The organism is Trinickia sp. (genome assembly GCF_057351765.1).
This window is the reverse complement of the sequence record NZ_JBMRBK010000043.1, coordinates 1-26,257: the sequence shown is the minus strand read 5'-3', so window position 1 is coordinate 26,257 and position 26,257 is coordinate 1. Positions and strand designations below refer to the sequence as shown.

At 64.1% G+C, this 26,257-nt stretch carries 23 protein-coding genes and 1 pseudogene; 22 read left to right on the top strand and 2 right to left on the bottom strand.

From position 1 onward, the window contains the following. The first annotated feature begins 495 nt into the window (after nt 1-495). The 17 genes from gyrA (at nt 496) to cysM (ending at nt 19,710) form a co-directional block, all read left to right on the top strand. The gene (gene gyrA / locus ACO1XS_RS12360; RefSeq protein ID WP_331570518.1) at nt 496-3,117 is read left to right on the top strand and encodes a DNA gyrase subunit A; all 2,622 of its coding nucleotides are present in this window, start codon (nt 496-498) and stop codon (nt 3,115-3,117) included. 40 nt (nt 3,118-3,157) lie between these two features. Next, complete coding sequence (locus ACO1XS_RS12355; protein WP_486390801.1) at nt 3,158-3,763, top strand: DUF2059 domain-containing protein; 606 nt, start codon at nt 3,158-3,160, stop codon at nt 3,761-3,763. 191 nt (nt 3,764-3,954) lie between these two features. Then, nucleotides 3,955-5,037 (top strand): 3-phosphoserine/phosphohydroxythreonine transaminase, encoded by a 1,083-nt coding sequence (serC, locus tag ACO1XS_RS12350; protein ID WP_331570522.1) that lies wholly within the window; start codon nt 3,955-3,957, stop codon nt 5,035-5,037. Nucleotides 5,038-5,109: 72 nt separating this feature from the next. After that, nucleotides 5,110-6,192, top strand: coding sequence for a prephenate dehydratase (gene pheA, locus ACO1XS_RS12345; RefSeq protein ID WP_331570557.1), 1,083 nt, complete (start codon nt 5,110-5,112; stop codon nt 6,190-6,192). 99 nt (nt 6,193-6,291) lie between these two features. Beyond that, entirely contained in the window at nt 6,292-7,404 is a 1,113-nt protein-coding gene (hisC, locus tag ACO1XS_RS12340; protein WP_486390800.1) for a histidinol-phosphate transaminase, read from the top strand. A gap of 84 nt (nt 7,405-7,488) precedes the next feature. Further along, on the top strand, nt 7,489-8,433 hold the full coding sequence (locus ACO1XS_RS12335) for a prephenate dehydrogenase (protein WP_331570526.1): 945 nt from the start codon (nt 7,489-7,491) through the stop codon (nt 8,431-8,433). A gap of 12 nt (nt 8,434-8,445) precedes the next feature. Then, nucleotides 8,446-9,759: a 3-phosphoshikimate 1-carboxyvinyltransferase gene (gene aroA, locus ACO1XS_RS12330; RefSeq protein WP_331570528.1), complete on the top strand. Its 1,314-nt coding sequence runs from the start codon at nt 8,446-8,448 to the stop codon at nt 9,757-9,759. Nucleotides 9,760-9,762: 3 nt separating this feature from the next. Continuing rightward, nucleotides 9,763-10,437 carry a (d)CMP kinase gene (gene cmk / locus ACO1XS_RS12325; protein WP_331570530.1) on the top strand — a complete coding sequence of 225 codons (675 nt, stop codon included), beginning with the start codon at nt 9,763-9,765 and terminating at the stop codon, nt 10,435-10,437. A 188-nt stretch (nt 10,438-10,625) separates the two neighbouring features. Continuing rightward, on the top strand, nt 10,626-12,338 hold the full coding sequence (gene rpsA / locus ACO1XS_RS12320) for a 30S ribosomal protein S1 (protein WP_331570532.1): 1,713 nt from the start codon (nt 10,626-10,628) through the stop codon (nt 12,336-12,338). 21 nt (nt 12,339-12,359) lie between these two features. Beyond that, nucleotides 12,360-12,692: an integration host factor subunit beta gene (locus ACO1XS_RS12315; protein ID WP_173258764.1), complete on the top strand. Its 333-nt coding sequence runs from the start codon at nt 12,360-12,362 to the stop codon at nt 12,690-12,692. Nucleotides 12,693-12,984: 292 nt separating this feature from the next. Further along, nucleotides 12,985-13,278, top strand: coding sequence for a LapA family protein (locus ACO1XS_RS12310; protein ID WP_331570534.1), 294 nt, complete (start codon nt 12,985-12,987; stop codon nt 13,276-13,278). Nucleotides 13,279-13,335: 57 nt separating this feature from the next. Next, entirely contained in the window at nt 13,336-14,511 is a 1,176-nt protein-coding gene (gene lapB / locus ACO1XS_RS12305) for a lipopolysaccharide assembly protein LapB (protein ID WP_486390798.1), read from the top strand. Nucleotides 14,512-14,646: 135 nt separating this feature from the next. Then, nucleotides 14,647-16,053 (top strand): UDP-glucose dehydrogenase family protein, encoded by a 1,407-nt coding sequence (locus ACO1XS_RS12300; protein WP_481581818.1) that lies wholly within the window; start codon nt 14,647-14,649, stop codon nt 16,051-16,053. A 1-nt stretch (nt 16,054) separates the two neighbouring features. After that, nucleotides 16,055-17,050: a D-glycero-beta-D-manno-heptose-7-phosphate kinase gene (gene rfaE1, locus ACO1XS_RS12295; RefSeq protein WP_331570559.1), complete on the top strand. Its 996-nt coding sequence runs from the start codon at nt 16,055-16,057 to the stop codon at nt 17,048-17,050. Nucleotides 17,051-17,094: 44 nt separating this feature from the next. Beyond that, entirely contained in the window at nt 17,095-18,087 is a 993-nt protein-coding gene (gene rfaD / locus ACO1XS_RS12290; RefSeq protein WP_331570540.1) for an ADP-glyceromanno-heptose 6-epimerase, read from the top strand. A gap of 78 nt (nt 18,088-18,165) precedes the next feature. Next, nucleotides 18,166-18,537, top strand: a complete 372-nt coding sequence (locus tag ACO1XS_RS12285) for a ComEA family DNA-binding protein (protein ID WP_440559396.1) — start codon at nt 18,166-18,168, stop codon at nt 18,535-18,537. Between the two features lie 270 nt (nt 18,538-18,807). Next, nucleotides 18,808-19,710: a cysteine synthase CysM gene (cysM, locus tag ACO1XS_RS12280; protein ID WP_331570544.1), complete on the top strand. Its 903-nt coding sequence runs from the start codon at nt 18,808-18,810 to the stop codon at nt 19,708-19,710. Between the two features lie 48 nt (nt 19,711-19,758). On the opposite strand, the gene mltB is transcribed toward cysM, so the two are convergent. Further along, the gene (gene mltB / locus ACO1XS_RS12275) at nt 19,759-20,940 is read right to left on the bottom strand and encodes a lytic murein transglycosylase B (protein WP_331570546.1); all 1,182 of its coding nucleotides are present in this window, start codon (nt 20,938-20,940) and stop codon (nt 19,759-19,761) included. A gap of 231 nt (nt 20,941-21,171) precedes the next feature. On the opposite strand from mltB, the gene ACO1XS_RS12270 reads away from it, so the two are divergent. Both ACO1XS_RS12270 and ACO1XS_RS12265 read left to right on the top strand, forming a co-directional pair. Further along, nucleotides 21,172-22,095 (top strand): histone deacetylase family protein, encoded by a 924-nt coding sequence (locus ACO1XS_RS12270; protein ID WP_486390797.1) that lies wholly within the window; start codon nt 21,172-21,174, stop codon nt 22,093-22,095. Between the two features lie 76 nt (nt 22,096-22,171). Then, nucleotides 22,172-23,008 carry an enoyl-CoA hydratase gene (locus ACO1XS_RS12265; RefSeq protein ID WP_486390796.1) on the top strand — a complete coding sequence of 279 codons (837 nt, stop codon included), beginning with the start codon at nt 22,172-22,174 and terminating at the stop codon, nt 23,006-23,008. 46 nt (nt 23,009-23,054) lie between these two features. Here ACO1XS_RS12265 and ACO1XS_RS12260 read toward each other — a convergent pair whose 3' ends face one another. Further along, complete coding sequence (locus ACO1XS_RS12260) at nt 23,055-23,969, bottom strand: lysophospholipase (protein ID WP_486390795.1); 915 nt, start codon at nt 23,967-23,969, stop codon at nt 23,055-23,057. A 239-nt stretch (nt 23,970-24,208) separates the two neighbouring features. On the opposite strand from ACO1XS_RS12260, the gene ACO1XS_RS12255 reads away from it, so the two are divergent. From ACO1XS_RS12255 to ACO1XS_RS12245, 3 genes and pseudogenes are all read left to right on the top strand, one after another. After that, a complete protein-coding gene (locus ACO1XS_RS12255; protein WP_440559390.1) occupies nt 24,209-25,240 on the top strand; it encodes a methionine ABC transporter ATP-binding protein in 1,032 nt (343 codons plus the stop codon). Beyond that, nucleotides 25,233-25,886 carry a methionine ABC transporter permease gene (locus ACO1XS_RS12250; protein ID WP_331570555.1) on the top strand — a complete coding sequence of 218 codons (654 nt, stop codon included), beginning with the start codon at nt 25,233-25,235 and terminating at the stop codon, nt 25,884-25,886. Before ACO1XS_RS12255 ends, ACO1XS_RS12250 begins: the two co-directional genes overlap by 8 nt. Before the next feature lie 215 nt (nt 25,887-26,101). After that, nucleotides 26,102-26,257: pseudogene (locus ACO1XS_RS12245) on the top strand (electron transfer flavoprotein subunit beta/FixA family protein); the annotation flags it as partial.

The following is a 26,257-nucleotide window of genomic DNA, read 5'->3' as shown; positions in this document are numbered from 1 at the left end:
TTTATTCATATTTCTCCTCTCGAATTTGAGATTACCGCAGGTTTACTGCGAGCCTGGATGACGAAGACAAGTCATACATTGCTCGAAGTATAACATTGGTGCGGCACAAAAAACGCCACGCCATGCGGACACTTCGAGCAGCGTCTAACCAAGTGCGTTGGCATTTTGCCATATCGTTCCCTTCTTACGAAAAAAAAATCCCGCCGCCTGGAGCCTCCCGTTTTTATTGTGGTGCGTCCGCAACAGGTAAGCGGGGCGGGCTTCTCCGAGCGGTTGGCACCCGCACGATGCGTGCCAGCGGAAAAGAAAAATTTGCCTCGCGACGGCCCTAAATCGACGCTATGGCGCCCTCTTGCCGTTGCCCCGCTGGGGGAGTATGTGCGCACTCGGGGCGGCCCCGCCCGGCATGCTAGAATCGCGTGATGCCCGGCGCCCGATGCCGGGTTGGCGGGCAACCGGCTCCCGGTTCGCCTTCGCCCCGAAAAGATACGGATAATGGATCAATTCGCCAAAGAGACTCTGCCCATCTCCCTCGAGGAGGAAATGCGCCGTTCGTACATCGAGTACGCGATGAGCGTAATCGTCGGACGTGCGCTTCCCGACGTTCGGGACGGCCTCAAACCCGTGCATCGGCGCGTGCTCTACGCGATGCACGAACTCAACAACGACTGGAACCGCGCCTATAAGAAGTCCGCGCGTATCGTGGGCGACGTGATCGGTAAATACCATCCGCACGGCGACCAGGCGGTATACGACACGATCGTGCGCATGGCGCAGAATTTTTCGTTGCGCTACATGCTCGTGGACGGGCAGGGCAACTTCGGCTCGGTCGACGGCGACAACGCCGCAGCCATGCGGTACACGGAAATCCGCATGGCGAAGATCGGGCACGAGCTGCTCGCGGATATCGACAAGGAAACGGTCGATTTCGGCCCGAACTACGACGGCAGCGAAAACGAGCCGCTCATCCTGCCCGCGCGCATTCCGAACCTGCTCATCAATGGTTCGTCGGGCATCGCCGTCGGCATGGCGACCAACATCCCGCCCCACAATCTCGGCGAAGTCGTCGATGCCTGCCAGCATCTTCTGAAGGATCCGGGCGCGAGCCTCGACGAGCTCATCGAGATCGTGCCGGCGCCCGACTTTCCGACGGGCGGCATCATCTACGGCGTGGCCGGCGTGCGCGACGGCTATCGCACGGGCCGCGGGCGCGTGGTCATGCGCGCGCAGACGCACTTCGAGGAAATCGATCGCGGCCAGCGCATGGCGATCATCGTCGACGAGCTGCCGTACCAGGTGAACAAGCGCTCGCTGCTCGAGCGCATCGCCGAGCTCGTCAACGAGAAGAAGATCGAGGGCATCTCCGATATTCGCGACGAGTCCGACAAGAGCGGCATGCGTGTCGTCATCGAGCTGAAGCGCGGCGAGGTGCCGGAAGTCGTCCTCAACAATCTGTACAAGGCGACGCAACTGCAGGACACGTTCGGCATCAATATGGTCGCGCTCGTCGACGGCCAGCCGAAGCTGCTCAACCTGAAGGAAATGCTCCAGGCATTCCTCTCGCACCGGCGGGAGGTGCTGACGCGGCGCACCGTATACGAGTTGCGCAAGGCTCGCGAGCGCGGCCACGTGCTCGAAGGCCTGGCGGTCGCGCTGGCCAACATCGACGAGTTCATCTCGATCATCAAGGCCGCGCCGACACCGCCGATCGCGAAGCAGGAATTGATGGCGCGAGCCTGGGATTCGTCGCTCGTGCGCGACATGCTCGCGCGCGCCGAAACCGAGAATGCAGCCGCGGGCGGGCGCGAGGCCTACCGGCCGGAAGGGCTCAACCCGGCCTTCGGCATGCAGGCGGACGGCCTTTACAAGCTTTCCGATACGCAGGCTCAGGAAATCCTGCAGATGCGTCTGCAGCGCTTGACGGGCCTCGAGCAGGACAAGATCATCGGCGAGTACCGCGAAGTGATGGCCCAGATCGCCGATCTGCTCGACATCCTCGCGCGGCCGGAACGCATTACGGCAATCATCGGCGACGAGCTGGCGGCCGTGAAGGCCGAGTTCGGCGACGCGCGCCGTTCGCGTATCGAACTCAATGCGACCGAGCTCAACACCGAAGATCTGATCACGCCGCAGGACATGGTGGTGACGATGTCGCACGCGGGGTACGTGAAGTCGCAGCCGCTTTCCGAGTATCGGGCGCAAAAGCGCGGCGGGCGCGGCAAGCAGGCCACGCAGATGAAAGAGGACGACTGGATCGACACGCTCTTCATCGCGAACACCCACGACCACATCCTGTGCTTCTCGAACCGCGGCCGCGTCTACTGGGTCAAGGTCTACGAGGTGCCGCAGGGCTCGCGCAATTCGCGCGGCCGTCCGATCGTGAACATGTTCCCGCTGCAAGATGGCGAGAAGATCAACGTCGTGCTGCCGGTCAAGGAGTTCTCGGCCGACAAGTACGTCTTCATGGCGACATCCCTCGGCACGGTCAAAAAGACGCCGCTCGAGGCTTTCAGCAGACCATTGCGCAAAGGTATCATTGCGGTCGGTCTCGACGAAGGCGATTTCCTGATCGGCGCGGCCATCACGGACGGACAGCACGACGTCATGCTCTTCTCCGATGCCGGCAAGGCCGTGCGTTTCGACGAGAACGACGTGCGCCCGATGGGCCGCGAGGCGCGAGGCGTACGTGGCATGCAGCTCGAAGAGGGGCAGCAGGTGATTGCGATGCTCGTCGCGGGCAGCGGGGAGCAGTCGGTGCTGACCGCAACGGAAAACGGGTTCGGCAAGCGCACGCCGATCACGGAGTACACGCGCCACGGCCGCGGCACGAAGGGCATGATCGCGATTCAGACCTCGGAGCGCAACGGCCGGGTGGTGGCCGCCACGCTCGTCGACCCCGAAAGCCAGATCATGCTGATCACGACGACGGGTGTGCTGATTCGCACGCGCGTTGCCGAGATCCGCGAGATGGGGCGGGCCACGCAGGGTGTTACACTCATCAGCCTTGACGAGGGCACGAAGCTTTCGGGCCTGCAGCAGATCGCGGAAGCCGACGCGGATGTCGAAGTGGACGCGGCACCGGCTGAAGACGCAAACGGCGAAGACGGCGAAGTTTGATCGAGCGCCGGAACCGAATTAATTTTTAGAGGGAGTGACGATGCAACGACGTTTCAAACAATGGATGCTGCTGGCCGCCTTTGTGCCGACCTTTGCCATGGCGCAGGCTCTGTCGACGCAGAGCTCGGCACCGTCCACGACGACAGCCGCCGCTGCGAACGATCCGGCCAAGCAGGCTGCGATCAAGGAACTGCTCGCCGCCATCGACGCGCAAAAGCTCGTCGGCGCCATCGCCAACAGCGCGCAGATGCAGGCCAAGCAGCTCGTGCCGGCGATCCTCTCGGACGCGCTGTCGGAGAACAAGTCGCTGAACGACAAGCAAAAGCAGGCAGCCGTGCCGTCGTTGCAAAAGAATGCGGTGCCGAAGCTCGTCGACTCCGCGGGCCAGGTGTTCGCGACGGACTCGTTCCGCAACGACGCGATGCAAGCGCAATACGATGCGTACGGTAAGTACTACACGACGCAGGAAATCAAGGACCTCACGACGTTCTACAAGAGCCCGACGGGTCACAAGTTCATCGAAGTCCAGGACCAGGTGGGCCGCGACGTCGTGAACGGCTTGATGCAGAAGTACATGCCGCAATCGATCAAGGCAACGCGCGACCAGGCCGATAAGGAAGTGACGTCGGTCAAGCCGGGCAAGTAAGTCGCCTGAGTTTCGGCGCCGGCAAGCCGCCGGCGTGCCTCCCCGAGCGGGCACGCTTTGGCGGCTTTCGAGCGACGATGCGATAATGGCCGTTTGCGCGACATGCGCGAACGGCCATTATCTATTTCCGACCCGTGCGGCCCAATCGAATGGTGTTCGCCGCCGTGTCTCACTCCCCAGGGGTTTCAACGATGCGCGTCTTCAACTTCTCCGCCGGTCCCGCGGCGTTGCCGGAGGAAGTGTTGCGCCAGGCGGCCGACGAGATGCTCGATTGGCGCGGCAGCGGCATGAGCGTGATGGAAATGAGCCATCGCGGGCGCGAGTTCGTATCGATTCACGAAGAGGCGCTCGTCGATTTGCGCGAGTTGCTCGAGGTGCCGGCCAGCCACCATATTCTCTACATGCAGGGCGGCGGCCTGGCCGAGAATGCGATCGTGCCGATGAATCTGCTCGGCGCGCGCAAGACGGCCGATTTCGTCATCACCGGTTCGTGGTCGCAAAAGTCGTTCAAGGAAGCGGGCAAGTACTGCACGCCGCATCTCGCGGCGAGCGGGCAGACGGAGGACGGCTTCACGCGCGCGCCGCGGCGCGCCGAGTGGCAGCTTTCGGACGATCCCGCCTATGTGCATTTGTGCACGAACGAGACGATTCACGGCGTCGAGACCTTCGATATTCCCGATCTCGGCGATATCCCGCTCGTTGCGGACGTCTCCTCGCATGTTCTTTCCCGCCCGCTCGACGTTGCCAAATTCGGGGTGATGTTCGGCGGTGCGCAAAAGAACATCGGCATGGCCGGCGTGACACTCGTCGTCGTGCGTGAGGATCTGCTCGAGCGCTCGCTCGCGATCTGCCCGTCGGCCTTCGAATGGAAGACCGTGGCGGCCAACAATTCGATGTACAACACGCCGCCCACATACGCGATCTACATCGCGGGGCTCGTGTTCAAGTGGCTCAAGCGCCAAGGCGGTATCCGGGCGATGGAGGCGCGCAATCTCGCGAAGTCGAAGCTGCTTTACGACACGATCGACGCGAGCGACTTCTATATCAACAAGGTGGAGCCCGGCTCTCGCTCGAGGATGAACGTGCCGTTCTTCCTTGCCGACGAGTCGCGCAACGAGGATTTCCTGGCCGGCGCCAAAGCGCGCGGCTTGATGCAGCTGAAGGGTCACAAGTCCGTCGGCGGCATGCGGGCATCGATCTACAACGCGGTGCCGCTCGAGGGCGTCGAAGCGCTCGTCGAGTACATGTTGGAATTCGAACAGTCCCGCGCTTGAGAAGGCGCGGGTAACGGGAAGCCGGCGCGCCGCCGCACGCGCGCGCCGACTTTCGATATGGCCGTTTCACGCATGGACGACGAACTCAATTCAAGATTGAAACCGCTGCGCGACCGCATCGATGAAATCGATGCGCAACTGATCGCGCTGCTCAACCAGCGCGCGGCGATCGCGCTCGAAGTGGGCGAGGTGAAGAAGCACTACAACGCGCCGGTGTTTCGCCCGGAGCGCGAACAGCAGGTGATCGCGCGGCTGCAGTCGATGAGCGCGGGGCCGCTCGTCGACGAACATATCAGTGCCATCTGGCGCGAGATCATGGCCGCGAGCCGCGCGCTCGAGCGTCCGATCATGACGGCGTTTCTCGGGCCGGCCGGTACGTATAGCGAAGAGGCGATGCACGAGTATTTCGGTCATTCGATCGAAGGGCTGCCGTGTCTGTCGATCGACGAAGTGTTCCGTGCCGTCGAGGCAGGCGCCGCCGAGTTCGGCGTCGTGCCCGCCGAGAATTCGAGCGAAGGCGCGGTTTCGCGCACGCTCGATCTGCTCTTGCAGACGCAGCTTTCCATCGGCGGCGAAATCGCACTGCCGATTCACCACAATCTGCTTACGCAAAGCGGCGGCACCGACGGTGTCACCCGCGTATGCGCGCACGCGCAGGCACTTGCGCAATGCCAGCGCTGGCTCGCGACGCACTTGCCGCACGTCGAGCGGCAAGCGGTGTCGAGCAATGCCGAGGCCGCTCGCATCGCGGCGGCCGATGCGAGCGTTGCCGCGATCGCGGGCGACCGCGCGGCCGCGCGCTATGGCCTGCAGGCCGCCTTTGCGCTGATTCAAGACGATCCGCATAACCGCACGCGCTTCGTCGTGATCGGGCGCGCACCAGCGGGGCAAAGCGGGCTTGACCAGACTTCGCTGATCGTTTCGGTCAAGAACGAGCCGGGCGCCGTATTCAAGTTGCTCGAGCCGCTTGCGCGGCACGGCGTCTCGATGACGCGCTTCGAATCGCGGCCCGCACGTGTCGGAACGTGGGAGTACTACTTCTATATCGACGTCGAAGGCCATCGCGAGGACGCGCCCGTTGCCGCGGCGCTCGCCGAGCTCGAGAAAAAAGCGGCTTTTCTCAAGATCCTGGGCTCGTATCCGCGCGCGCGCTGACGTGGTGAACGCGTGGCCGCCGAGGCGGCCGGCCACGCGCACCGAGAGCGACCCATTCGTATTCTTATGACACGCAGCATCGCCCGTTTGGAGACTTTCATGACCACGCAATACGGCCCTTCCTATGTGCGCCAGATCGCCCCCTATATCGCCGGCAAGCCGATCTCCGAGGTTGCGCGCGAATTCGGGCTCGACGAGGCGCGCATCGTGAAGCTGGCGTCGAACGAAAACCCGCTCGGCATGTCGGACGCGGCCAAGACCGCAATGGCGCGGGCCGTCGAGGAGCTGGGACGCTACCCGGATTCGAATGCGTTCGAATTGAAGGCCGCGATCAGCGCGCGCTACGGCGTGCCGGCCGATTGGATCACGCTCGGCAACGGCAGCAATGACATTCTCGAGCTCGCGGCGCATGCGTTCGTGGAAAAAGGGCAGTCGGTCGTGTATGCCCAGTATTCGTTTGCGGTCTATGCGCTCGCCACGCAAGGACTCGGTGCGCGCGCGATCGTGGTCCCCGCCGTCGAGTACGGTCATGACCTGGATGCCATGCTGAGCGCGATCGAGCCCGATACGCGGCTCGTGTTCATCGCGAACCCGAACAATCCGACCGGTACCTTCGTCGAGGGGCCGGTACTCGAGAAGTTTCTCGATAAGGTGCCCAAGGGCGTCGTCGTCGTGCTCGACGAGGCCTACACCGAATATTTGCCCGCCGAGAAGCGTTACGACTCGATCGAGTGGGTGCGCCGCTATCCGAACCTGCTCGTTTCGCGCACCTTTTCCAAGGCGTATGGACTCGCGGGTTTGCGCATCGGCCTCGCCATCGCCCAACCGCCGCTGACCGATCTGCTGAACCGCCTGCGTCAGCCTTTCAACGTCAACACCGTTGCGCAGGCCGCGGCGATCGCCGCGCTCGGCGATACGGCGTTCCTCGAGAAGAGCGCCGCGCTCAACGCGGCGGGCTACCGTCAGTTGACGCAGGCGTTCGAGAAGCTCGGTCTCGAATATGTGCCTTCGTTCGGCAACTTCGTGCTCGTACGCGTAGGCCACGACGATGGCGCGGGTGCGCGCGTGAACCTTGCGCTGCTCAAGCAAGGCGTGATCGTGAGGCCCGTCGGCAACTATGGATTGCCGCAATGGCTGCGCGTGACGGTCGGCCTGCCGGAGGAAAACGCCGCGTTCATCGCCGCGCTCGAGAAGGCACTTGCGCCGGCCTGAGCCGACGCGCCGCGTGTTGCGCTGTGCCGCCCCGCTCGGAGCGGCAGGCGCTAAAAGGTTGATGTTTCATTTTTTCGGACGGACGTGGGCACCTTCTTTTTCGACAAACTGGTGATTTTCGGTGTGGGCCTGATCGGCGGCTCGCTCGCTCGCGCCTTGCGCGAACGCGGCGGGGTGAGCGGCGCGCGTACGATCGTGGGCGTGGGCCGCTCGCTTGCGTCGGCCGAACGGGCTCGCGCGCTCGGTGTCGTCGACGAGACGGCCGCGCTCGACGATGACGCCGAATTGGCTCGCGCGCTCGCCGGCGCGGATTTCGTTTTGCTCGCGGCGCCGGTGGCGCAGACCGCGCCGCTCCTGGCACGGATCGCGCCGTTTCTCGATCCCGGGACGCTCGTGACCGACGCGGGCAGCACCAAGGGCGATGTCGTCGCAGCGGCGCGCGCCGCGCTGAGTACCCGTATTGCGCAGTTCGTGCCCGGGCATCCCATCGCAGGCCGCGAATCGAGCGGCGTCGAGGCGGCATTGCCCGATCTCTATGTCGGACGCAACGTCGTGCTGTGTCCGCTGCCCGAGAATCGGGCGCAGGACGTGGCACGCGTGGAGGCGCTTTGGCTCGCGGCGGGCGCGCACGTTCGCACGATGCAAGCCGAGCAGCACGATCGCGTGCTGGCATCGGTGAGCCACCTGCCGCATTTGCTCTCGTTCGCACTTGTCGAGCAAATTCTCGGCGCGCCCGATGCGGCGCTCAAGTTCTCTTTCGCCGCCGGCGGGTTTCGGGATTTCACGCGGATCGCCGCGTCGAGCCCGGAGATGTGGCGCGATGTCTGCCTGGCGAACGCGACGGCGCTCGTCGCGGAGCTCGATGCCTACACGGCCGTGCTCGCACGCTTGCGGGCGGCGATTGTCTCAGGCGACGGCGCTGCGCTCGAAGCGGTGTTCGCACGCTCGCGCGAAGCACGCACCGAATGGCAGGAACGCGGCGCGCAAACCGTGGCGGCGCGGCCCCACGGCGACCTCGCTCCGGAATAAACAGGAACGGCTATGGACTATCTCGATCTTGGACCGTACCCGCATGCGCGGGGCACGGTTCGTTTGCCCGGCTCGAAAAGCATCTCGAACCGCGTGCTGCTCTTGGCCGCGCTCGCCGAAGGCGAGACGACGATCTCGAATCTGCTCGACTCCGACGACACGCGCGTGATGCTCGACGCGCTCGCGAAGCTCGGCGTGAAGTACACGCGTGACGGCGATCGGTGCGTGGTGCAGGGCACACGCGGCGCGTTCACGGCGAAAACGGCCGATCTTTTTCTCGGTAATGCCGGCACGGCCGTGCGTCCGCTCACGGCGGCGCTGGCCGTCAACGGCGGCGATTATCGCGTGCACGGCGTGCCGCGCATGCACGAGCGGCCGATCGGCGATCTCGTGGATGGGCTGCGGCAAATCGGTGCGCGTATCGATTACGAGGCGAACGAGGGCTATCCGCCGCTGCGGATTCGTCCCGCGGCGCTCAGCGTCGAAGCGCCGATCACCGTGCGCGGCGACGTGTCGAGCCAGTTTCTGACCGCGCTTTTGATGGCGCTGCCGCTCGTGCGCACGAAAAGCGGCACGACGATCGTCGAAGTCGACGGCGAGCTGATCTCGAAACCCTATATCGAGATCACGATACGGCTCATGGCACGCTTCGGTGTGACGGTCGAGCGCGAAGACTGGCGGCGTTTCACGGTGCCCTCGGGGGTGCGCTACCAGTCGCCCGGCTCGATCGCCGTCGAAGGCGACGCATCGTCCGCCTCGTACTTCCTGGCGGCGGGTGCGCTCGGCGGCGGGCCGGTGCGCGTCGTGGGCGTGGGCAGCGCCAGCATTCAGGGCGATGTGGCTTTCGCCCAGGCACTCGCGCGCATGGGCGCCAACGTGGCGATGGGCGAGGACTGGATCGAGGTGCGGGGGATCGGCCATGACCACGGCCGTCTCGAAGCGATCGAAATGGACTGCAATCTCATTCCCGATGCCGCGATGACGCTCGCCATTGCGGCGCTCGCGGCCGACGGGACGACGCGGCTCACCAACATCGGGAGCTGGCGTGTGAAGGAAACGGACCGCATCGCGGCCATGGCGACGGAATTGCGCAAGCTCGGCGCGAATGTGCAAGAAGGGCCGGACTGGTTGGCCGTCACACCGCCCGCGTCAGGGCGCCTCGTGCCGAATGCGGCGATCGACACGTATGACGATCACCGCATGGCGATGTGCTTTTCGCTCGTGAGCCTGATCGGTGCGCCGGTGCGCATCAACGACCCCAAATGCGTCGCCAAGACGTTCCCCGATTACTTCGACCGCTTCAAGACGCTGGTCGCCCCCGATTGATCGATGAAACCGACCCGTCCCTTTCACCAGACCCCCGTCATAGCCATCGACGGGCCGACCGCCTCGGGCAAGGGCACAGTGGCCGCGCTCGTCGCGGCGAAGCTCGGGTTTCACTTGCTCGACAGCGGCGCGCTCTATCGGCTCGCGGCATTGGCGAGCCTGCGCTACCAGGTGCCCACGGATGCCGCCGAGGCGCTCGCCGACCTCGTCGACGGCCTGCATATCACGTTCCGGGAGGGCTGCGCGCAGCTCGACGGTATCGACGTGTCCAACGAAATCCGCGCCGAGGAAGTCGGCAATCGGGCGTCGGCCATCGCGGTGCACCAGCCCGTGCGCGCGGCGCTGGTCGCCCGCCAGCGCGCGTTTCGCAGGGAGCCCGGGCTCGTGGCCGATGGCCGCGATATGGGGACGGTGATCTTCCCGGATGCGGGATTGAAGGTGTTCCTGACCGCGAGCGTGGAGGCACGCGCGGCGCGCCGGTATAAGCAATTGATCCAAAAAGGGTTTTCTGCTAATATGGATGACTTGCTCCGGGATTTGCGCGAGCGCGATGCGCGCGATACGAATCGCACGGTCGCGCCGCTCGCTCCCGCGGCGGATGCGAAGCTGCTCGATACTTCGGCGCTCACGGTCGACCAGGCGGTCGAACAAGTGGTGCAATGGTACCGGGCGCTGTAGTACCGAGTAGGTGCTTTAGTAGTCTCGAGTTGTCGTCAGGTGTTTGGCGGGGCCGCTTCGGCGGTGTCGCGAAACGTTGTATCAACCCTTAACCCCGTATGGCGTACGCCGTGCCGCGGCGCGCCGGTCCCAGGCAAACGGAACGTGGACCGCGTGAGGCAGAGCGAAGCCATGCTTTTACGATTTTTATGTCCGACCTGCAAACCTCCAACCCGATTACCGAATCCTTTGCGGCTCTGTTCGAAGAGTCGCTGACCAAGCAAGACATGCGCGCCGGCGAAGTGATCTCCGCCGAAGTCGTGCGTGTCGACCACAACTTCGTGGTCGTCAACGCGGGTCTCAAGTCCGAAGCCTACATTCCGCTCGAAGAATTCCTGAACGACGCGGGCGAGGTAGAAGTGCAGGCGGGCGACTTCGTTTCGGTCGCGATCGACGCGCTCGAAAACGGATATGGCGACACGATCCTGTCGCGCGACAAGGCGAAGCGCCTCGCTTCGTGGCTGTCGCTGGAAAAGGCGCTCGACAACAACGAGCTCGTGACCGGCACGATCACCGGCAAGGTCAAGGGCGGCATGACCGTCATGGTCAACGGCATCCGCGCGTTCCTGCCCGGTTCGCTCGTCGACACGCGCCCTGTCAAGGATACGACTCCGTACGAAGGCAAGACGCTCGAATTCCGCGTCATCAAGCTCGATCGCAAGCGTAACAACGTGGTGCTGTCGCGCCGCGCGGTGATCGAAGCGACGCAGGGCGAAGAGCGCGCGAAGCTGCTCGAGACGCTCAAGGAAGGCGCTATCGTCAACGGCGTCGTCAAGAACATCACCGATTACGGCGCGTTCGTCGACTTGGGCGGCATCGACGGTCTGCTGCACATCACCGATATCGCGTGGCGCCGCGTGCGTCACCCGAGCGAAGTGTTGTCGGTCGGCCAGGAAGTCACGGCGAAGATCCTCAAGTTCGACCAGGAAAAGAACCGCGTTTCGCTCGGCATCAAGCAACTGGGCGACGATCCGTGGGAAGGCATCTCGCGCCGTTACCCGTCGGGCACGCGTCTGTTCGGCAAGGTCACGAACATCACCGACTACGGCGCGTTCGTCGAAGTGGAGTCGGGCATCGAAGGCCTCGTCCACGTGTCGGAAATGGACTGGACGAACAAGAACGTCGCACCGTCGAAGGTCGTCCAGCTCGGCGACGAAGTCGAAGTCATGGTGCTCGAGATCGACGAAGACCGTCGTCGTATCAGCCTCGGCATGAAGCAGTGCAAGCCGAATCCGTGGGACGACTTCAGCCGCAACTTCAAGAAGGGCGACAAGATCAGCGGTGCGATCAAGTCGATTACCGATTTCGGCGTCTTCATCGGTCTGCCGGGCGGTATCGACGGGCTCGTCCATCTGTCCGACCTCTCGTGGAGCGAAACCGGCGAAGAGGCGGTCCGCAAGTACAAGAAGGGCGACGAAGTCGAAGCCGTCGTGCTCGGTATCGACGTCGAGAAAGAGCGCATTTCGCTCGGCATCAAGCAGCTCGAAGGCGATCCGTTCAGCAACTTCGTGGCGATGAACGACAAGGGTTCGATCGTCGACGGCACGGTGAAGGCCGTGGACGCCAAGGGTGCCGTGGTGGCGCTTTCGACCGAAGTCGAAGGCTATCTGCGCGCGTCCGAAATCGCACAAGACCGCGTGGAAGATGCGCGCAATGTGCTGAAGGAAGGCGACAAGGTCAACGCGATGATCATCAACATCGATCGCAAGTCGCGTGGTATCAACCTGTCGATCAAGGCGAAGGACTCGGCCGAGCAGCAAGAAGCGATGCGCGGACTGGCAGCCGATTCGGGTTCCGCGGCTTCGGGCACGACGAACCTTGGCGCGTTGCTGAAAGCCAAGCTCGACGGTCAGAACCAGTAAGCCTGAGAGGTTTGCCGCAGCATGACCAAATCGGAATTGGTCGCCCAGTTGGCAGCGCGATTTCCGCAACTTGTTCTCAAGGATGCGGATTTCGCGGTGAAGACGATGCTCGATGCGATGTCGGAGGCGTTGGCCAAGGGCCATCGCATCGAAATTCGGGGCTTCGGCAGCTTTGGCCTGAATCGGCGCCCGTCTCGCGTGGGACGCAATCCGAAATCGGGGGAGAAGGTGCTCGTGCCCGAAAAGCACGTGCCGCATTTCAAGCCCGGCAAGGAACTGCGTGAACGGGTGGACCGTCGTGCGGGCGAGCCGCTGAAAGCGGTCGAGGCCGACGACGCCGACGATACGCTTTGACAGGTGCGACAAGCACGGCCAAGGAAAGATGAAAAGCGCCTTCGGGCGCTTTTTCTTTTGAGGCTGGCGTTTGCTAGCGATGCGGCCTTTCGCGCCTGGGCTTGTCCCACGAGCGCCGGTCGTGGTGCGAGGCTCGTATGCCATGGCGGAGCGCGATCCTTTTCCGATAACCCGCCGCGACGGCTGGCCGAAGCTTTCCTTTACAATACGGGGCGTTTCTCCGCCCGACAACGCCGCCACCGCCGTTATCGTGCGCGTGTCAGGCACGTGGTGTTCCCTCGAGAGAGCCTTTATGAAATTGATCGTCTGGCTGGTTCGCGCGTTCGTCTTCGTGCTGTTGCTCGTACTCGCGCTCGCCAATACGCAAAACGCTACGCTGAATTTCCTGGCAGGCTACGCGTGGCAAGCACCTTTGATCTTGATTGGCTTGGCCTTTTTTGGCGTCGGGCTGCTGGCGGGGCTCGTATCGGCATTTCCCGGCCTGGTCCGTCTGAAACTGGAAAACGGCCGCCTCAAGCGCGACTTGCGCGTTGCGCGCGAAGCGCCGCCGGTGGCGAGCGAGCCGCCGTTGCCGCCGGTCGTCTGATGGCCGCATCGAGTCGATTGCCCTAACACGCACTTTCTTCGCATCGCCCGCCCTCGCATGGATCTCGATTTCTGGTGGCTGCTGACCATCCCCGTGGCGTTCGCGCTCGGCTGGGTGGCGGCGCGCTACGACTTGAAGACACTCCTCTCGGAGAGTGCCAATCTGCCGCGGTCGTATTTTCGCGGTCTCAATTTCCTGCTCAACGAGCAGCCCGATCAGGCCATCGATGCGTTCATCGAGGTGGTCAAGCTCGATCCCGAGACGATCGAGCTGCATTTCGCGCTGGGCAATCTTTTTCGCCGCCGCGGTGAGACCGATCGTGCAATTCGTATCCATCAGAACTTGCTGAGCCGCGTCGATTTGCCCGCGAACGAGCGCGACCACGCGCTTTTCGAACTCGGACAGGATTTTCTCAAAGCGGGTCTGCTCGACCGCGCCGAAGAGACGCTCGCCCATCTGGAAAGCGGCGAGCACGCGCTCGGCGCGCAGCGTGCGCTGCTGACGATCTACGAGATCGAAAAGGAATGGACGAAGGCGATCAAGATCGCGGAGAAGCTGGAATCGATGGGCGCGAGCCCGCTCGGCAAGGAGATCGCGCAGTTCCACTGCGAGCTTGCGCAAGAAGCCCTTGCGCGCAACGAGCCGCGCGCGGCAGCCGACGAACTGGCGCTCGCGCTCAAGGCCAACCCCCAAAACGTGCGCGCGACGATCCTGGCGGGCGATGTGGCATGCGCGGCGGAACAGCATGAAGCGGCCATCGAAGCCTGGCGCCGCGTCGAAGAGCAGAATCCGATCTATTTGCCGCTCGTTGCCGAAAAGCTGATGAAGGCCTACCAGGCGCTCTCGCGTGCCGAACAAGGCGCGGCGTTGCTGACGGAATACGTGGAGCGCTTCGGCTCGAGCGATCTGCTCGATGTCGTCTACCCGTACGTGGCCGAGCTGCGCGGGCCCGAGGCCGCGCATACGCTCGCGCGCGCGCAAATGCAGGCAGCGCCCAATCTAGCGGGCATGATGCGCCTGATCGAAGCGCAGATGACGACGGCCGAGGAGCCGCGGCGCAGCGAGCTCGCGTTGATCCGGACGCTCGTCAAGCAACGCACCAAGAATCTGCCGCGATATACATGCCAAAATTGCGGCTTCCGCGCGCGCCTTTTTTACTGGCAGTGTCCGGGGTGCAGCGGCTGGGAAACTTATGCGCCGCGCCGCGTCGAGCCGATCGCCACACCGCAGTGATGCGGGCAGCGAAGCAGGCCATGACGCTTTAGCGAGGCGCGGCAGCGTCTGCAGTCGAAAGAGCCTCATGCAATTCGGGCGCGTGCGCCCGCGCCGGCGCGCGTTCGAGCGCCGGCATCAACCAGCGGAACAGGTATGAAGATCACCATCATCGGCACCGGGTATGTCGGCCTCGTCACCGGGGCTTGCCTGGCGGAAATCGGCAACGACGTTTTTTGTCTCGATGTCGACCCGCGCAAGATCGACATCCTCAATAACGGCGGCGTGCCGATCCACGAGCCGGGGCTGAAGGAAATCATCGCGCGCACCCGTGCACACGGGCGCATCACGTTTTCGACCGATGTCAAAGCCAGTGTGGAGCACGGCGAGATCCAGTTCATCGCGGTCGGCACCCCTCCGGACGAGGACGGCTCGGCCGATCTGCAGTACGTCCTCGAGGCGGCACGCAACATTGGCCGCTACATGAACGGCTTCAAGGTCATCGTCGACAAATCGACGGTGCCCGTGGGCACCGCGGAACGCGTGCGCGCTGTCGTGGAAGCTGAGTTGGCGGCGCGCGGTCTCGCAGATCGCGCGGCCCGCAGTTTTTCGGTCGTATCGAACCCGGAGTTTTTGAAAGAGGGCGCCGCCGTCGACGATTTCATGCGACCCGATCGCATCGTGCTCGGCAGCGACGACGACGAAGCCGGGCGTCTGGCGCGCGAAAAGATGAAGCGCCTCTATGCGCCGTTCAACCGGAATCACGAGCGCACGCTGTATATGGACGTCCGTTCGGCCGAGTTCACGAAGTACGCGGCCAACGCCATGCTCGCGACGCGCATCTCATTCATGAACGAAATGTCCAATCTGGCCGATCGTGTCGGCGCGGATATCGAAGCGGTGCGCCGCGGGATCGGCTCCGATCCGCGCATCGGCTATCACTTCCTCTACGCGGGCGTCGGTTACGGCGGCTCGTGTTTTCCGAAGGATGTTCAGGCGCTCGTGCGCACGGCCAATGACAGCGGTCAGCAACTGCGCATCCTCGAAGCCGTCGAGGCGGTCAATCACGATCAGAAGGAAGTGCTCGTGCGCAAGATCGAGCAAGTGCTGGGCGCCGATCTCACGGGACGCACCTTCGCGGTCTGGGGGCTTTCGTTCAAGCCGAACACCGACGACATGCGCGAAGCGCCGAGCCGGCGCGTCATTGCGGCTTTGCTGGCGCGCGGTGCGTGCGTGCAGGCCTATGATCCGGTCGCGCTCGACGAGGCGCGCCGCGTCTTCGCGCTCGATCTCGCCGATCGCGGCGACGAGCATGCCCGGCTGGCGTTCGAGGCTTCGCAGGAGGAAACGTTGTCCGGGGCCGATGCGCTCATCGTGCTGACCGAATGGAAGGAATTCAAGAGTCCCGATTTCATGCACATGAAGTCGGTGCTGAAGTCGCCCGTGATCTTCGATGGGCGCAACCTTTATGAACCGCAAGCGATGGCCGAGCTCGGCATCGATTACTACGCAATCGGGCGTCCCTATGTCCCACTCCAGTCCGCAACCGATCCGCACGCCTGAGATGAGCGAGAGCGGGGCTCGTCCCGTCGCCGCACCCACGCAAGCGTTGCCGCCCTTGCCTGTCATTGCGCGCGAGCGGCTCGCGAGCGCACGCGTACTCGTAGTCGGCGATGTCATGCTCGATCGCTACTGGTTCGGCGACGTCAACCGCATCTCGCCCGAGGCGCCTGTGCCGGTCGTGCATGTCCAGCGCCAGGAGGACCGGCTTGGCGGCGCCGCCAACGTTGCGCGCAACGCCGCGGCGCTCGGGGCGTGCACTGGCCTGCTCTGCGTGGTCGGCCACGACGAGCCCGGCGAGCGCATCGTCGAGTTGTTGAACGACAGCGGCGTCGTACCGCATCTCGAACGCGACCCGGAACTCCCGACGACGATCAAGCTGCGTGTACTCTCGCGCCAGCAGCAACTGCTGCGCATGGACTTCGAGAAGATGCCGGCGCACGAGGCGCTGCTCGCCGGGCTCGCGCGCTTCGATACGTTGCTCGCGTCGCACGATGTCGTGCTCCTTTCGGACTACGCGAAGGGCGGGCTCACGCATGTGACGCAAATGATCGCCAAGGCGCGAGCGGCCGGCAAAGCCGTGCTCGTCGATCCGAAGGGGGACGACTGGGAGCGCTACCGCGGTGCCACGGTCATCACGCCGAACCGGGCCGAGCTGCGCGAGGTGGTCGGCCGATGGAAATCGGAGGAGGACCTCGTTGCGCGCGTCACGGAACTGCGCACATCGCTCGAGCTCGAGGCGCTGTTGCTGACGCGTTCGGAAGAGGGCATGACGCTCTTTACGGCGAATGGCGAGCTCAATGCACCGGCTGTCGCACGCGAGGTCTACGACGTGTCGGGTGCGGGCGACACCGTCATCGCGACGCTTGCCGCAATGCTCGGCGCGCGTGTGCCGCTCGTCGATGCGGTCGCACTAGCCAATCGCGCGGCCGGTATCGTCGTCGGCAAGCTCGGTACGGCGACCGTCGACTATGACGAACTTTTTGCGCCCGCGCACTGAGGCGGGCCGCTTTCCGACACATCCCTTTCATTGCGAAACCGATCATGACTCTCATCGTCACCGGCGCCGCCGGCTTCATCGGCAGTAACCTCGTCAAGGCGCTCAACGCGCGCGGCGAGACGCGCATCGTTGCAGTCGACAATCTGAAGCGCGCCGACAAGTTCAAGAATCTCGTCGATTGCGAGATCGACGACTATCTCGACAAGACCGAATTCGTCGAACGCTTCACGCGCGGCGATTTCGGCAAGGTGCGTGCCGTTTTCCACGAAGGAGCCTGCTCCGATACGATGGAAACCGACGGCCGCTACATGATGGACAACAACTTTCGATACAGCCGGGCGGTGCTCGACGCTTGTCTCGCGCAAAGCGCGCAGTTTCTGTACGCGTCGTCGGCGGCCATCTACGGCGGCTCGACACGCTTTGTCGAAGACCGTGCCGTCGAAGCCCCGCTCAACGTCTACGGCTACTCGAAGTTCCTGTTCGATCAGTTGGTCCGCCGCGTGCTGCCGGCCGCAACGAGCCAGATTGCGGGCTTTCGCTACTTCAATGTCTACGGTCCGCGCGAATCTCACAAGGGACGCATGGCGTCAGTGGCGTTTCACAACTTCAATCAGTTCCGCGCCGAGGGCAAGGTGAAGCTGTTCGGCGAGTACAACGGCTACGCCGCCGGGGAGCAGACACGCGATTTCGTCTCCGTGGAGGACGTCGCGAAGGTCAACCTCTTTTTCTTCGACCATCCGGAAAAATCGGGCATCTTCAATCTCGGCACGGGCCGCGCGCAACCGTTCAACGACATCGCGTCGAGCGTCGTCAACACGCTGCGCGCCCTCGATGGTCAGGCGCCGCTTTCGCTCGCCGAAATGGTCCAGAGCGGGCTCATCGAATACGTACCGTTTCCCGACGCCCTGCGCGGCAAATATCAGTGCTTCACGCAGGCGGACCCGACGCGCTTGCGCGCGGCCGGCTACGACGCGCCCTTTCTGACGGTGCAAGAAGGCGTCGACAGATACGTGCGTTGGCTATCCGGCCAGCTGTAAGACGAGGGCGCATCTCCCTAGACTGGGGTCTTCGGGTCGGCTTCCTCTCATGCCGGCCGCTCGATCAACGGAGGTCCCATGTATCAACGATTCCTTGCCGCATGCCTTCTGGCCGCTGCATGCGGCCAGCTCAGCGCGGCCGTCGACGTCAACGCCGCTGACGAAGCGGCCCTGCGCAGCGTCAAAGGCATTGGTCCCGCGAAGGCGCGTGCCATTCTGGACGAACGCGCACGCAATGGGCCGTTCGAAGACGCGTCGGATCTGGTCGCTCGCGTCAAGGGATTCGGCGGCCGAACGCTCGAGCGGCTGCAAGCCGAAGGACTTTCAGTGGGGCGGCCGCTATCCGTCCCATCGTCGCCCCCGCCGTCCATCCCTCTCTCCGGCGGTGTTCCGAGCCGTGCAACGAGTGCGTCGGCGCGTCGCGCCGCGGTGGCCGTAACGCATCGATGACCCATCGTCGACGCTTCGACCTGCGCACCGCACGCGTGCGCTTGTCGGTGCGTCTTCTCGCAGCTCTCCTTCACCGTCATGCGGTTCGACGGCTTCCCGCGGCTTGCCGCGGGTTTTTTGCGTTCCCGGCTGGGGCGCGTGGCATCGGGCCCGCGACCTTACTGCCGACCGAGCCGCTCCGGCACGCCGTGGCGCGCTGCTTTACAATCCATCCCAATACCTCGAATTCTCGATTGCTCATTACGTCATTGCGCTTTGCGCGTCTAACACATGCCTTACAAGACTATTGAAGATACGGTCGGCAACACGCCGCTCGTGCAACTCGTGCGCGTGCCGGACGACGAAATCCGCAGCCGCAACAATGTCGTGCTCGCCAAGCTCGAAGGCAACAATCCCGCGGGCTCGGTAAAGGACCGTCCGGCGGTATCGATGATCAAGCACGCGGAGGCGCGTGGGCGCATCAGACCCGGGGACACGCTCATCGAGTCGACCAGCGGCAATACCGGCATCGCGCTGGCCATGGCCGCCGCGATCCGCGGCTATAAGATGGTGCTCGTCATGCCCGAGGATCTGTCTGCCGAGCGGCGCCAGAGCATGGCGGCGTACGGTGCCGAGATCGTGCTCACGCCGGTCAAGGGCGGAATGGAGTACGCGCGGGACCTGGCGGAGCAGATGCAGCGCGAGGGCAAGGGCGTCATCCTCGATCAGTTCGCGAACCCCGACAACCCGCTCGCGCATTATGAGAGCACGGGCCCCGAGCTTTGGCGCGAAACGGAAGGGCGCATCACGCACTTCGTTTCGTCCATGGGAACGACCGGTACGATCATGGGCGTCTCGCGCTACCTGAAGGAGCAAAACGACGCCATCGAGGTCATCGGCGCGCAGCCCGAGGAAGGCTCGCGCATTCCGGGCATCCGCAAATGGCCCGAGGCTTATTTGCCGAAGATTTTCGATCGCAGCCGGATCGATCGCACGGAGAACGTTTCGCAGGCGGCAGCCGAAGCCATGGCGCGCCGACTGGCTGCCGTCGAAGGTATCTTCGGCGGCATTTCGTCCGGCGGTGCGTGCGAGGTGGCATTGCGCGTTGCGCGACAAGTCGAGAATGCAACGATCGTGTTCATCGTTTGCGACCGCGGCGACCGTTATCTGTCCACCGGCGTTTTTCCGGCCTGACGCCGGCCTTCCACCGAGCTTCGGTTCCGGTCAGCGCCAGCCGGCCGCTCAACTGGAGGCCGCGGCCGCGGCGTCGGCCTGCATGCGCGCTTTCACGCGCTGCCCGAGTTCATAAACGGCCAGCGCATAAAAGAAGCTGCGGTTGTAGCGCGTGAGCACATAGAAGTTCTGCAGGCCGAGCATGTATTCGGTGGGTTGGCCCGGGGTCGGCAGATCGATGACCAGCACCGGCGTGGCTGCCTCGACGTTCGTATCGAGGCCCGGTTCGTCGAGCGACATTCCGGCGCGCAGCATCTGGGCGAGTGGCCAGTGCGGCTCGGGCTTGCCATCGGCGGCTGCCTGCGCGATCCCGATGCTGCCGGCATCGTGCGCGATTTGCCATACGACGGGGCGCCCGGTATTCCAGCCGTTTTCGCTCAGATAGTTGGCGACGCTGCCGATCGCATCGGCCGTGCTCGAGCGCAAATCGATGCGATTGTTGCCTTCGTAGTCGACTGCGTATTTGACGATGCTGCTCGGCAGGAACTGCGGAATGCCGATGGCGCCTGTGTACGAGCCTCGCACACTGCTCGGATCGAGCTGCGCGTTGCGCGTCCAGACCAGATAGTCTTCGAGGTTCTTGCGAAACGTCATTTCGCGTTCGGCGCGGTTCGGCGTGTTCGGGTAGTCGAATGCGAGCGTGGTCAGCGCGTCGATCACGCGGAAGTTGCCCATGTACTTCCCATAGATCGTCTCCACGCCAATGATGCCGACGACGATCTCGGGCGGCACGCCATACTGCTCGTAAGCGCGCTGCAGCGTTGCCTGATTGTCGTGCCAGAACTTGACGCCTGCGTTGATGCGGACTGGATCGAGAAAGCGCGATTCGTACGCATGCCAATTCTTGAGCGCGGGCGTGGGCGACGGCGTGACGAGTTTCACGACGGTGGCCGAGTAGGCCGCGCTCGCAAAAAGCGCGTGCAGCGCCGCGGCGTCGAAATCGTAGCGCGCGACCATGTCGTCGATGAACGCGTCCACATCCGCATTGTGCGCATACCGCTGCGGAACGATCTCTTCTTCGAATGTCTGGCTCTGTGAGGCGGGTTGCGGCTCGGCTTGTGCGACCCTGACCGAACGGTGGGCGGGGCGCGTCTGCGCGAGCGCCGCGTTGCCATGGGCGGCAGCGAAAGCGATGGTGGCGGCGAGGGCGGCAAAACGCTGGGCTGTGCGCGAGGCGAGGATGACGGTCATATTGGATGGGATGGGAACGGCGGGCGGTGCGTGAACGTTTCGGGGCTCGGCGCAGTATAGCGAACGGGCGGCTCGCGCGAAACCGTAGCGGGCCCGTAGCGGGCCCGTAGCGGGCCCGTAGCGGGTCCGCGTCGTGCGCGGGAGCTACGCTTCCGGTCTCGGCGTTGGCGCACATCGGCCTGTGGTAACGTAGCTGCTTGGAGACATGCTTGCGCGGCAGGCGGATACATCATGGCAACCGCTTTCTATTCACATCCCGAATGTCTGCTTCATGAGATGGGGCCCGGGCATCCCGAATGTCCTGAACGCCTGCATGCGATCGAAGACCAACTGATCGCGAGCCGTATCGCCCCGCATGTCCAGCGCGAGACGGCGCCGCGCGCCGATTTCGAGCAGATTGCGCGCGTGCATACGCGCTCGCATATCGAATACATCGAGAACCGGTCGCCGGCCGAAGGCTACGCCTGGATCGATCCCGATACCGCGATGAACGCCCATACCTGGGAGGCGGCGCTGCGCGCCGCGGGAGCAGCGGTGGCAGCGACCGACGCCGTCATCGAAGGCCGCTACGAGAACGCGTTTTGCGGGGTCAGGCCACCGGGCCATCACGCCGAGCCGGGGCGTGCGATGGGTTTTTGCTTTTTCAACAATGTCGCGATCGCGGCGCGCCACGCACTCGATGCGCACGGGCTCGAGCGCGTGGCCATCGTCGACTTCGACGTGCATCACGGCAATGGCACCGAAGCGGCATTCGCGGGCGACGAGCGCGTGCTCATGTGCAGTTTTTTTCAGCATCCGTTCTACCCGTACAGCGGTGCGGACACCGTTGCCGCGAACATGGTCAATCTGCCGATGCCGGCCCGCACGAAGGGCGAGGCGGTACGAGAAGCCATCGAGCTTGCCTGGGTGCCGCGCCTCACGGCCTTCGAGCCCGAGATGATCTTCATCTCCGCCGGTTTCGACGCACATCGCGAGGATGATCTCGGCAACATGGGGCTCGTCGAGGACGACTACGTCTGGATAACCGATAGGATCCGCGGCATTGCGGCGCGCTATGCGCGCGGGCGCATCGTGAGCTGCCTGGAAGGCGGCTACAACCTCTCGGCGCTCGGTCGCAGCGTGGCCGCCCACGTGCGCGCGCTGGCCGGTATTTGACGCATCGAACGGCGGTGCGCGCGGGCGGCCCGGCATCGCCCGCTGTCCGCATGATGGAACCATGGAGGTGACGGTCATGAACTCCGATTCATCGTCGACACATCCGACCGAGACTTCGGCCGGCACGGAACCGACTGGCGTGCTGCTCATCGAGCATGGGGCGTATGGACTTCCGGGCGTCGTCCGCTTGACGCTGAACCGTCCCGATGCGTTCAACGCGCTCTCGGAGCAACTGATTGCCGAGCTGCATGCCGCCTTGGGCACGATCGCGAAAAGCGATGCACGAGTCGTCGTCCTTGCAGCCGCGGGCCGCGCGTTCTGCGCGGGCCACGATCTGAAGGAAATGCGCGCGGCGCCGTCGCTGGCCCACTATCAGGCGCTCTTCGCCCGTTGCTCGGCGTTGATGATGACGATTCAGCGGATGCCGCAACCCGTCATTGCACGCGTTCAAGGAATGGCGACGGCCGCGGGCTGTCAGCTCGTTGCAATGTGCGATCTCGCGGTGGCGGCCGACACGGCGCGCTTTGCCGTTTCCGGCATCAACGTGGGCCTCTTTTGCGCGACACCGGCCGTACCGTTGTCGCGCAATCTCTCGCGCAAAGCCGCATTCGAGATGCTGATGACGGGCGAATTCATCGATGCGGCCAAGGCGCGCGACGAGGGGCTCATCAACCGGATGGTGCCGCTCGATGCGCTCGACGCCGAAGTGGTTTCGCTCGCGTCCGGGATTTGCGCCAAGCCCGCAGCCGCGGTGAGCGCGGGTAAAGCGCTTTTTTACCGGCAGCTCGAAACCGGCATCGAAGCCGCATATCAGCTCGCGGGGCAGACCATGGCCTGTAACGCGATGGAAGATGCGACGCTCGAGGGAATGCAGGCGTTCGTGGAAAAGCGCAAGCCGAACTGGAGCGCGTAAGCGAACGGGGTATCGCGATCGGGCGTCGGCGCGATGCGCCGGGCGATTATCCTGAGTGCGCCCGGATCCACTCGATCAACGCATCGATCACGCGCGTGCGGTCGAGATCGTTCATGGTCTCGTGATAGCTGCCTTCAAAGATGGTCAGCGTGCAATCGGCCGAGCCCACCTCGTGCGCGAACTCGCGGCTTCCTTCCGGTTCGGTCAGCTTGTCGTCGCTGCCATGAAAGATGAGTACGGGAAGGTCGAGCGCTGCGCGGGCGCGTTCGATACGCTTCATGGCAACGAGGAGTTCGGCGCCGGTACGCGCGGGTATCGGACCGTGGTGCACGAGGGGATCGTTGCGATTCGCCTCGACGACGGCCGAATCGCGCGCGAGTAGCGCGGGATCGATTTTCATGGCCGGGAAACGCGGCCAGACGCGGCTCACGAGTTGGCTCGCCGCGATCATCCAGCGCGGCACGTCGCGGCCGGCAGCGAGTGCGGGGCTCGACAGAATCAGTCCGGCGGGCCGTTGCCCGTGTGCCGCGCCATGCGTGAGTCGCTCGGCTGCGTAAAGCGCCGCAATCGTCCCACCCATACTGTGTCCCATCAGAAAGAACGGAATGGGCGGGCGGGCCGCCGCCCCGAGCAACGCTTCGAAGTCGCGCAAATATTCGTCGATGGATCCGGCCCATACGCGCGGACCGGGCGAATGGCCATGTCCGCGCAAATCGACGGCAACGAGCTCGATCCCTGCTTCGCCAAGTCGCGCGGCAAGCGGCGCGTAGCGCCCCGCGTGCTCGGCCAGCCCGTGCGCGAGTGCTACCGTTGCCTTGGGCGGGAAACGAGCCTGCCCTGGGCACCAACGGTATAGCGCAAGCTCGACCCCGTCGGCGGTGCGTACCGTCGAACGCGCAGGGCCCGCATCTGAGCCGGCGGCGTCGGGCGCGAGATCGGACGGTGCGTCGAAAGTGGCCATGATGGGTTTGCCCGCTGACGGAATGCGAGCGCCATGTTAATCCTCGCGCGCCGAGGCCGGGCCCCCGAAAGGAGACCGGCAGCTCTAATTCCTTTGAGTTATTAGATGTTGAGAATTAATTATGAAACCTTATTTGTGCGGCGCGATAAAATAGCGGGTCCGGATGTCCCGCCAACCATGGCTGGGCGCTAGTCGCCCTGCGCAAAACGCCGCGCGACCCCCGCCGTCTTCTTTTTTTCATGATCGAACTACGCAACGTTTCACAGCGCTTTGCCGGCCCCGGCGGCTGGGTCGAGGCGCTCAAAGGGATCGACTTGACGATTCCGCCCGGCGAAATTTTCGGCATCATCGGCCGAAGCGGCGCCGGCAAGAGCACCCTCGTGCGCACCATCAATTTGCTCGCACGGCCAAGCGAGGGGGAAGTCGTCGTGGCGGGCCGCGCATTGACGGGACTGCCCCCAGCGCAGCTGCGCGAGGCGCGCCGCGAGATCGGCATGATCTTCCAGCATTTCAATCTGCTCAGTTCGCGCACGGTATACGAAAACGTCGCGCTGCCGCTCGAGCTCGCGGGCATGAAGCGTCACGCCATCGACGCCGTCGTCTCTCCGCTGCTCGAACTGGTCGGCCTCTCCGCGCAACGGCAGCGTTATCCGGCGCAGATCAGCGGCGGACAAAAGCAACGGGTCGGCATTGCGCGCGCCCTCGCGAGCAAGCCAAAGGTGCTGCTTTCCGACGAGGCTACCTCGGCGCTCGATCCCGAGACCACGCGCTCGATCCTTCAGTTGCTCAAACGCATCAACCGCGAGCTCGGTTTGACGGTCGTGTTGATCACCCATCAGATGGAAGTCATCAAAGAGGTGTGCGATCGCGTCGCGGTGCTCGATGCGGGGCGCATCGTCGAAGCGGGGGCGGTCGTCGATGTCTTCCTGCAGCCGCGGCACGACGTCACGCGTGCGCTGCTCGGCGACGTCATCGCGCACGAGTTGCCGGCCGCGGTAAAAGCGCGTGTCGCAAAGCACCTCGAGACAGGCGCCGGCCAACTGTTGCGGCTTGCGTTCGCGGGAGGCAGCGTCGACAAGCCTGTCCTGTCCGAGGCAATCCGGCGCTATGCGCTCGACGTGAACATTCTGCACGGTCAGATCGACGAGATTCAGGGGCGGGCGTTCGGCTCGCTGGCGGTGCTGGCCGACGGCGAACCGGGCCAGCTCGGCGATGCGCTCGCTTACTTGCGCGCGCAAGGAGTCGTGGTGGAGGCGCTCGCGCATGTTTGATGAAATGCTACCGATGTTTCTCGCGTCGTTTTGGGAGACGCTGGTGATGGTCGGCATATCGGGCGTGCTCGGCGCGCTGGTCGGGCTGCCGCTCGGCATCGTGCTCTTTCTGACGGAGCCAGGCGGCGTGCTCGAAAACGCCGCGGCCAATCGCGCGATGGGGCTCACGGTCAATGCGGTGCGCTCGACGCCGTTCATCATCCTGCTCGTGGCGGTCATTCCGTTGACGCGATTAGTCGTCGGCACCTCGATCGGGACGGCGGCCGCGGTGGTCCCGCTCACGATTGCGGCGGCGCCCTTCATCGCGCGCCTCGTCGAAACCGCGCTGCGCGAGGTCGACCGCGGCCTGATCGAGACGGCCGAAGCGCTCGGCGCGACGACGCACCAGATCGTCTTCAAGGTGCTGTTGCCCGAGGCTTTGCCGGGCATCGTAGCCGGGCTGACGATTACGTTCGTTTCGCTGGTCGGCTACTCGGCGATGGCGGGCGCGATCGGCGGCGGCGGGCTCGGCGATCTGGGCATTCGCTATGGCTACCAGCGGTTCCTGCCCGAGGTCATGCTGGCCGTCGTGGCGGTGCTCGTCGTGTTCGTTCAGCTCGTGCAGTCATTGGGCGACTGGCTCGTGCGGCGTTTGAGCCATCGCTGAGAACATCGGTGCGGTTAGAGGCGTTGATCGAGAATTCGGCTTGGCGAGTCGGCCCAGCCTCATTAAAATAAAACGATCGTTCGTTATTTAGACGCACCATCGAGCGGAAGCCCGCTCGACATCCGGCGCCCGGCGCGGCGGCCCCTCGGGCTTGCTGTTTGGCTGTCGTTATAATGGCCGCTGGGTTGACGTATTCGTAACTTTGGAGCGTGTGCATGAAAATTCTGGTGCCGGTCAAGCGCGTGGTCGATTTCAACGTGAAGGTTCGCGTGAAGTCGGATGGCACGGGCGTCGATATTGCGAACGTGAAGATGTCGATGAACCCGTTCGACGAAATCGCGGTGGAAGAGGCGGTGCGGCTGAAGGAAGCG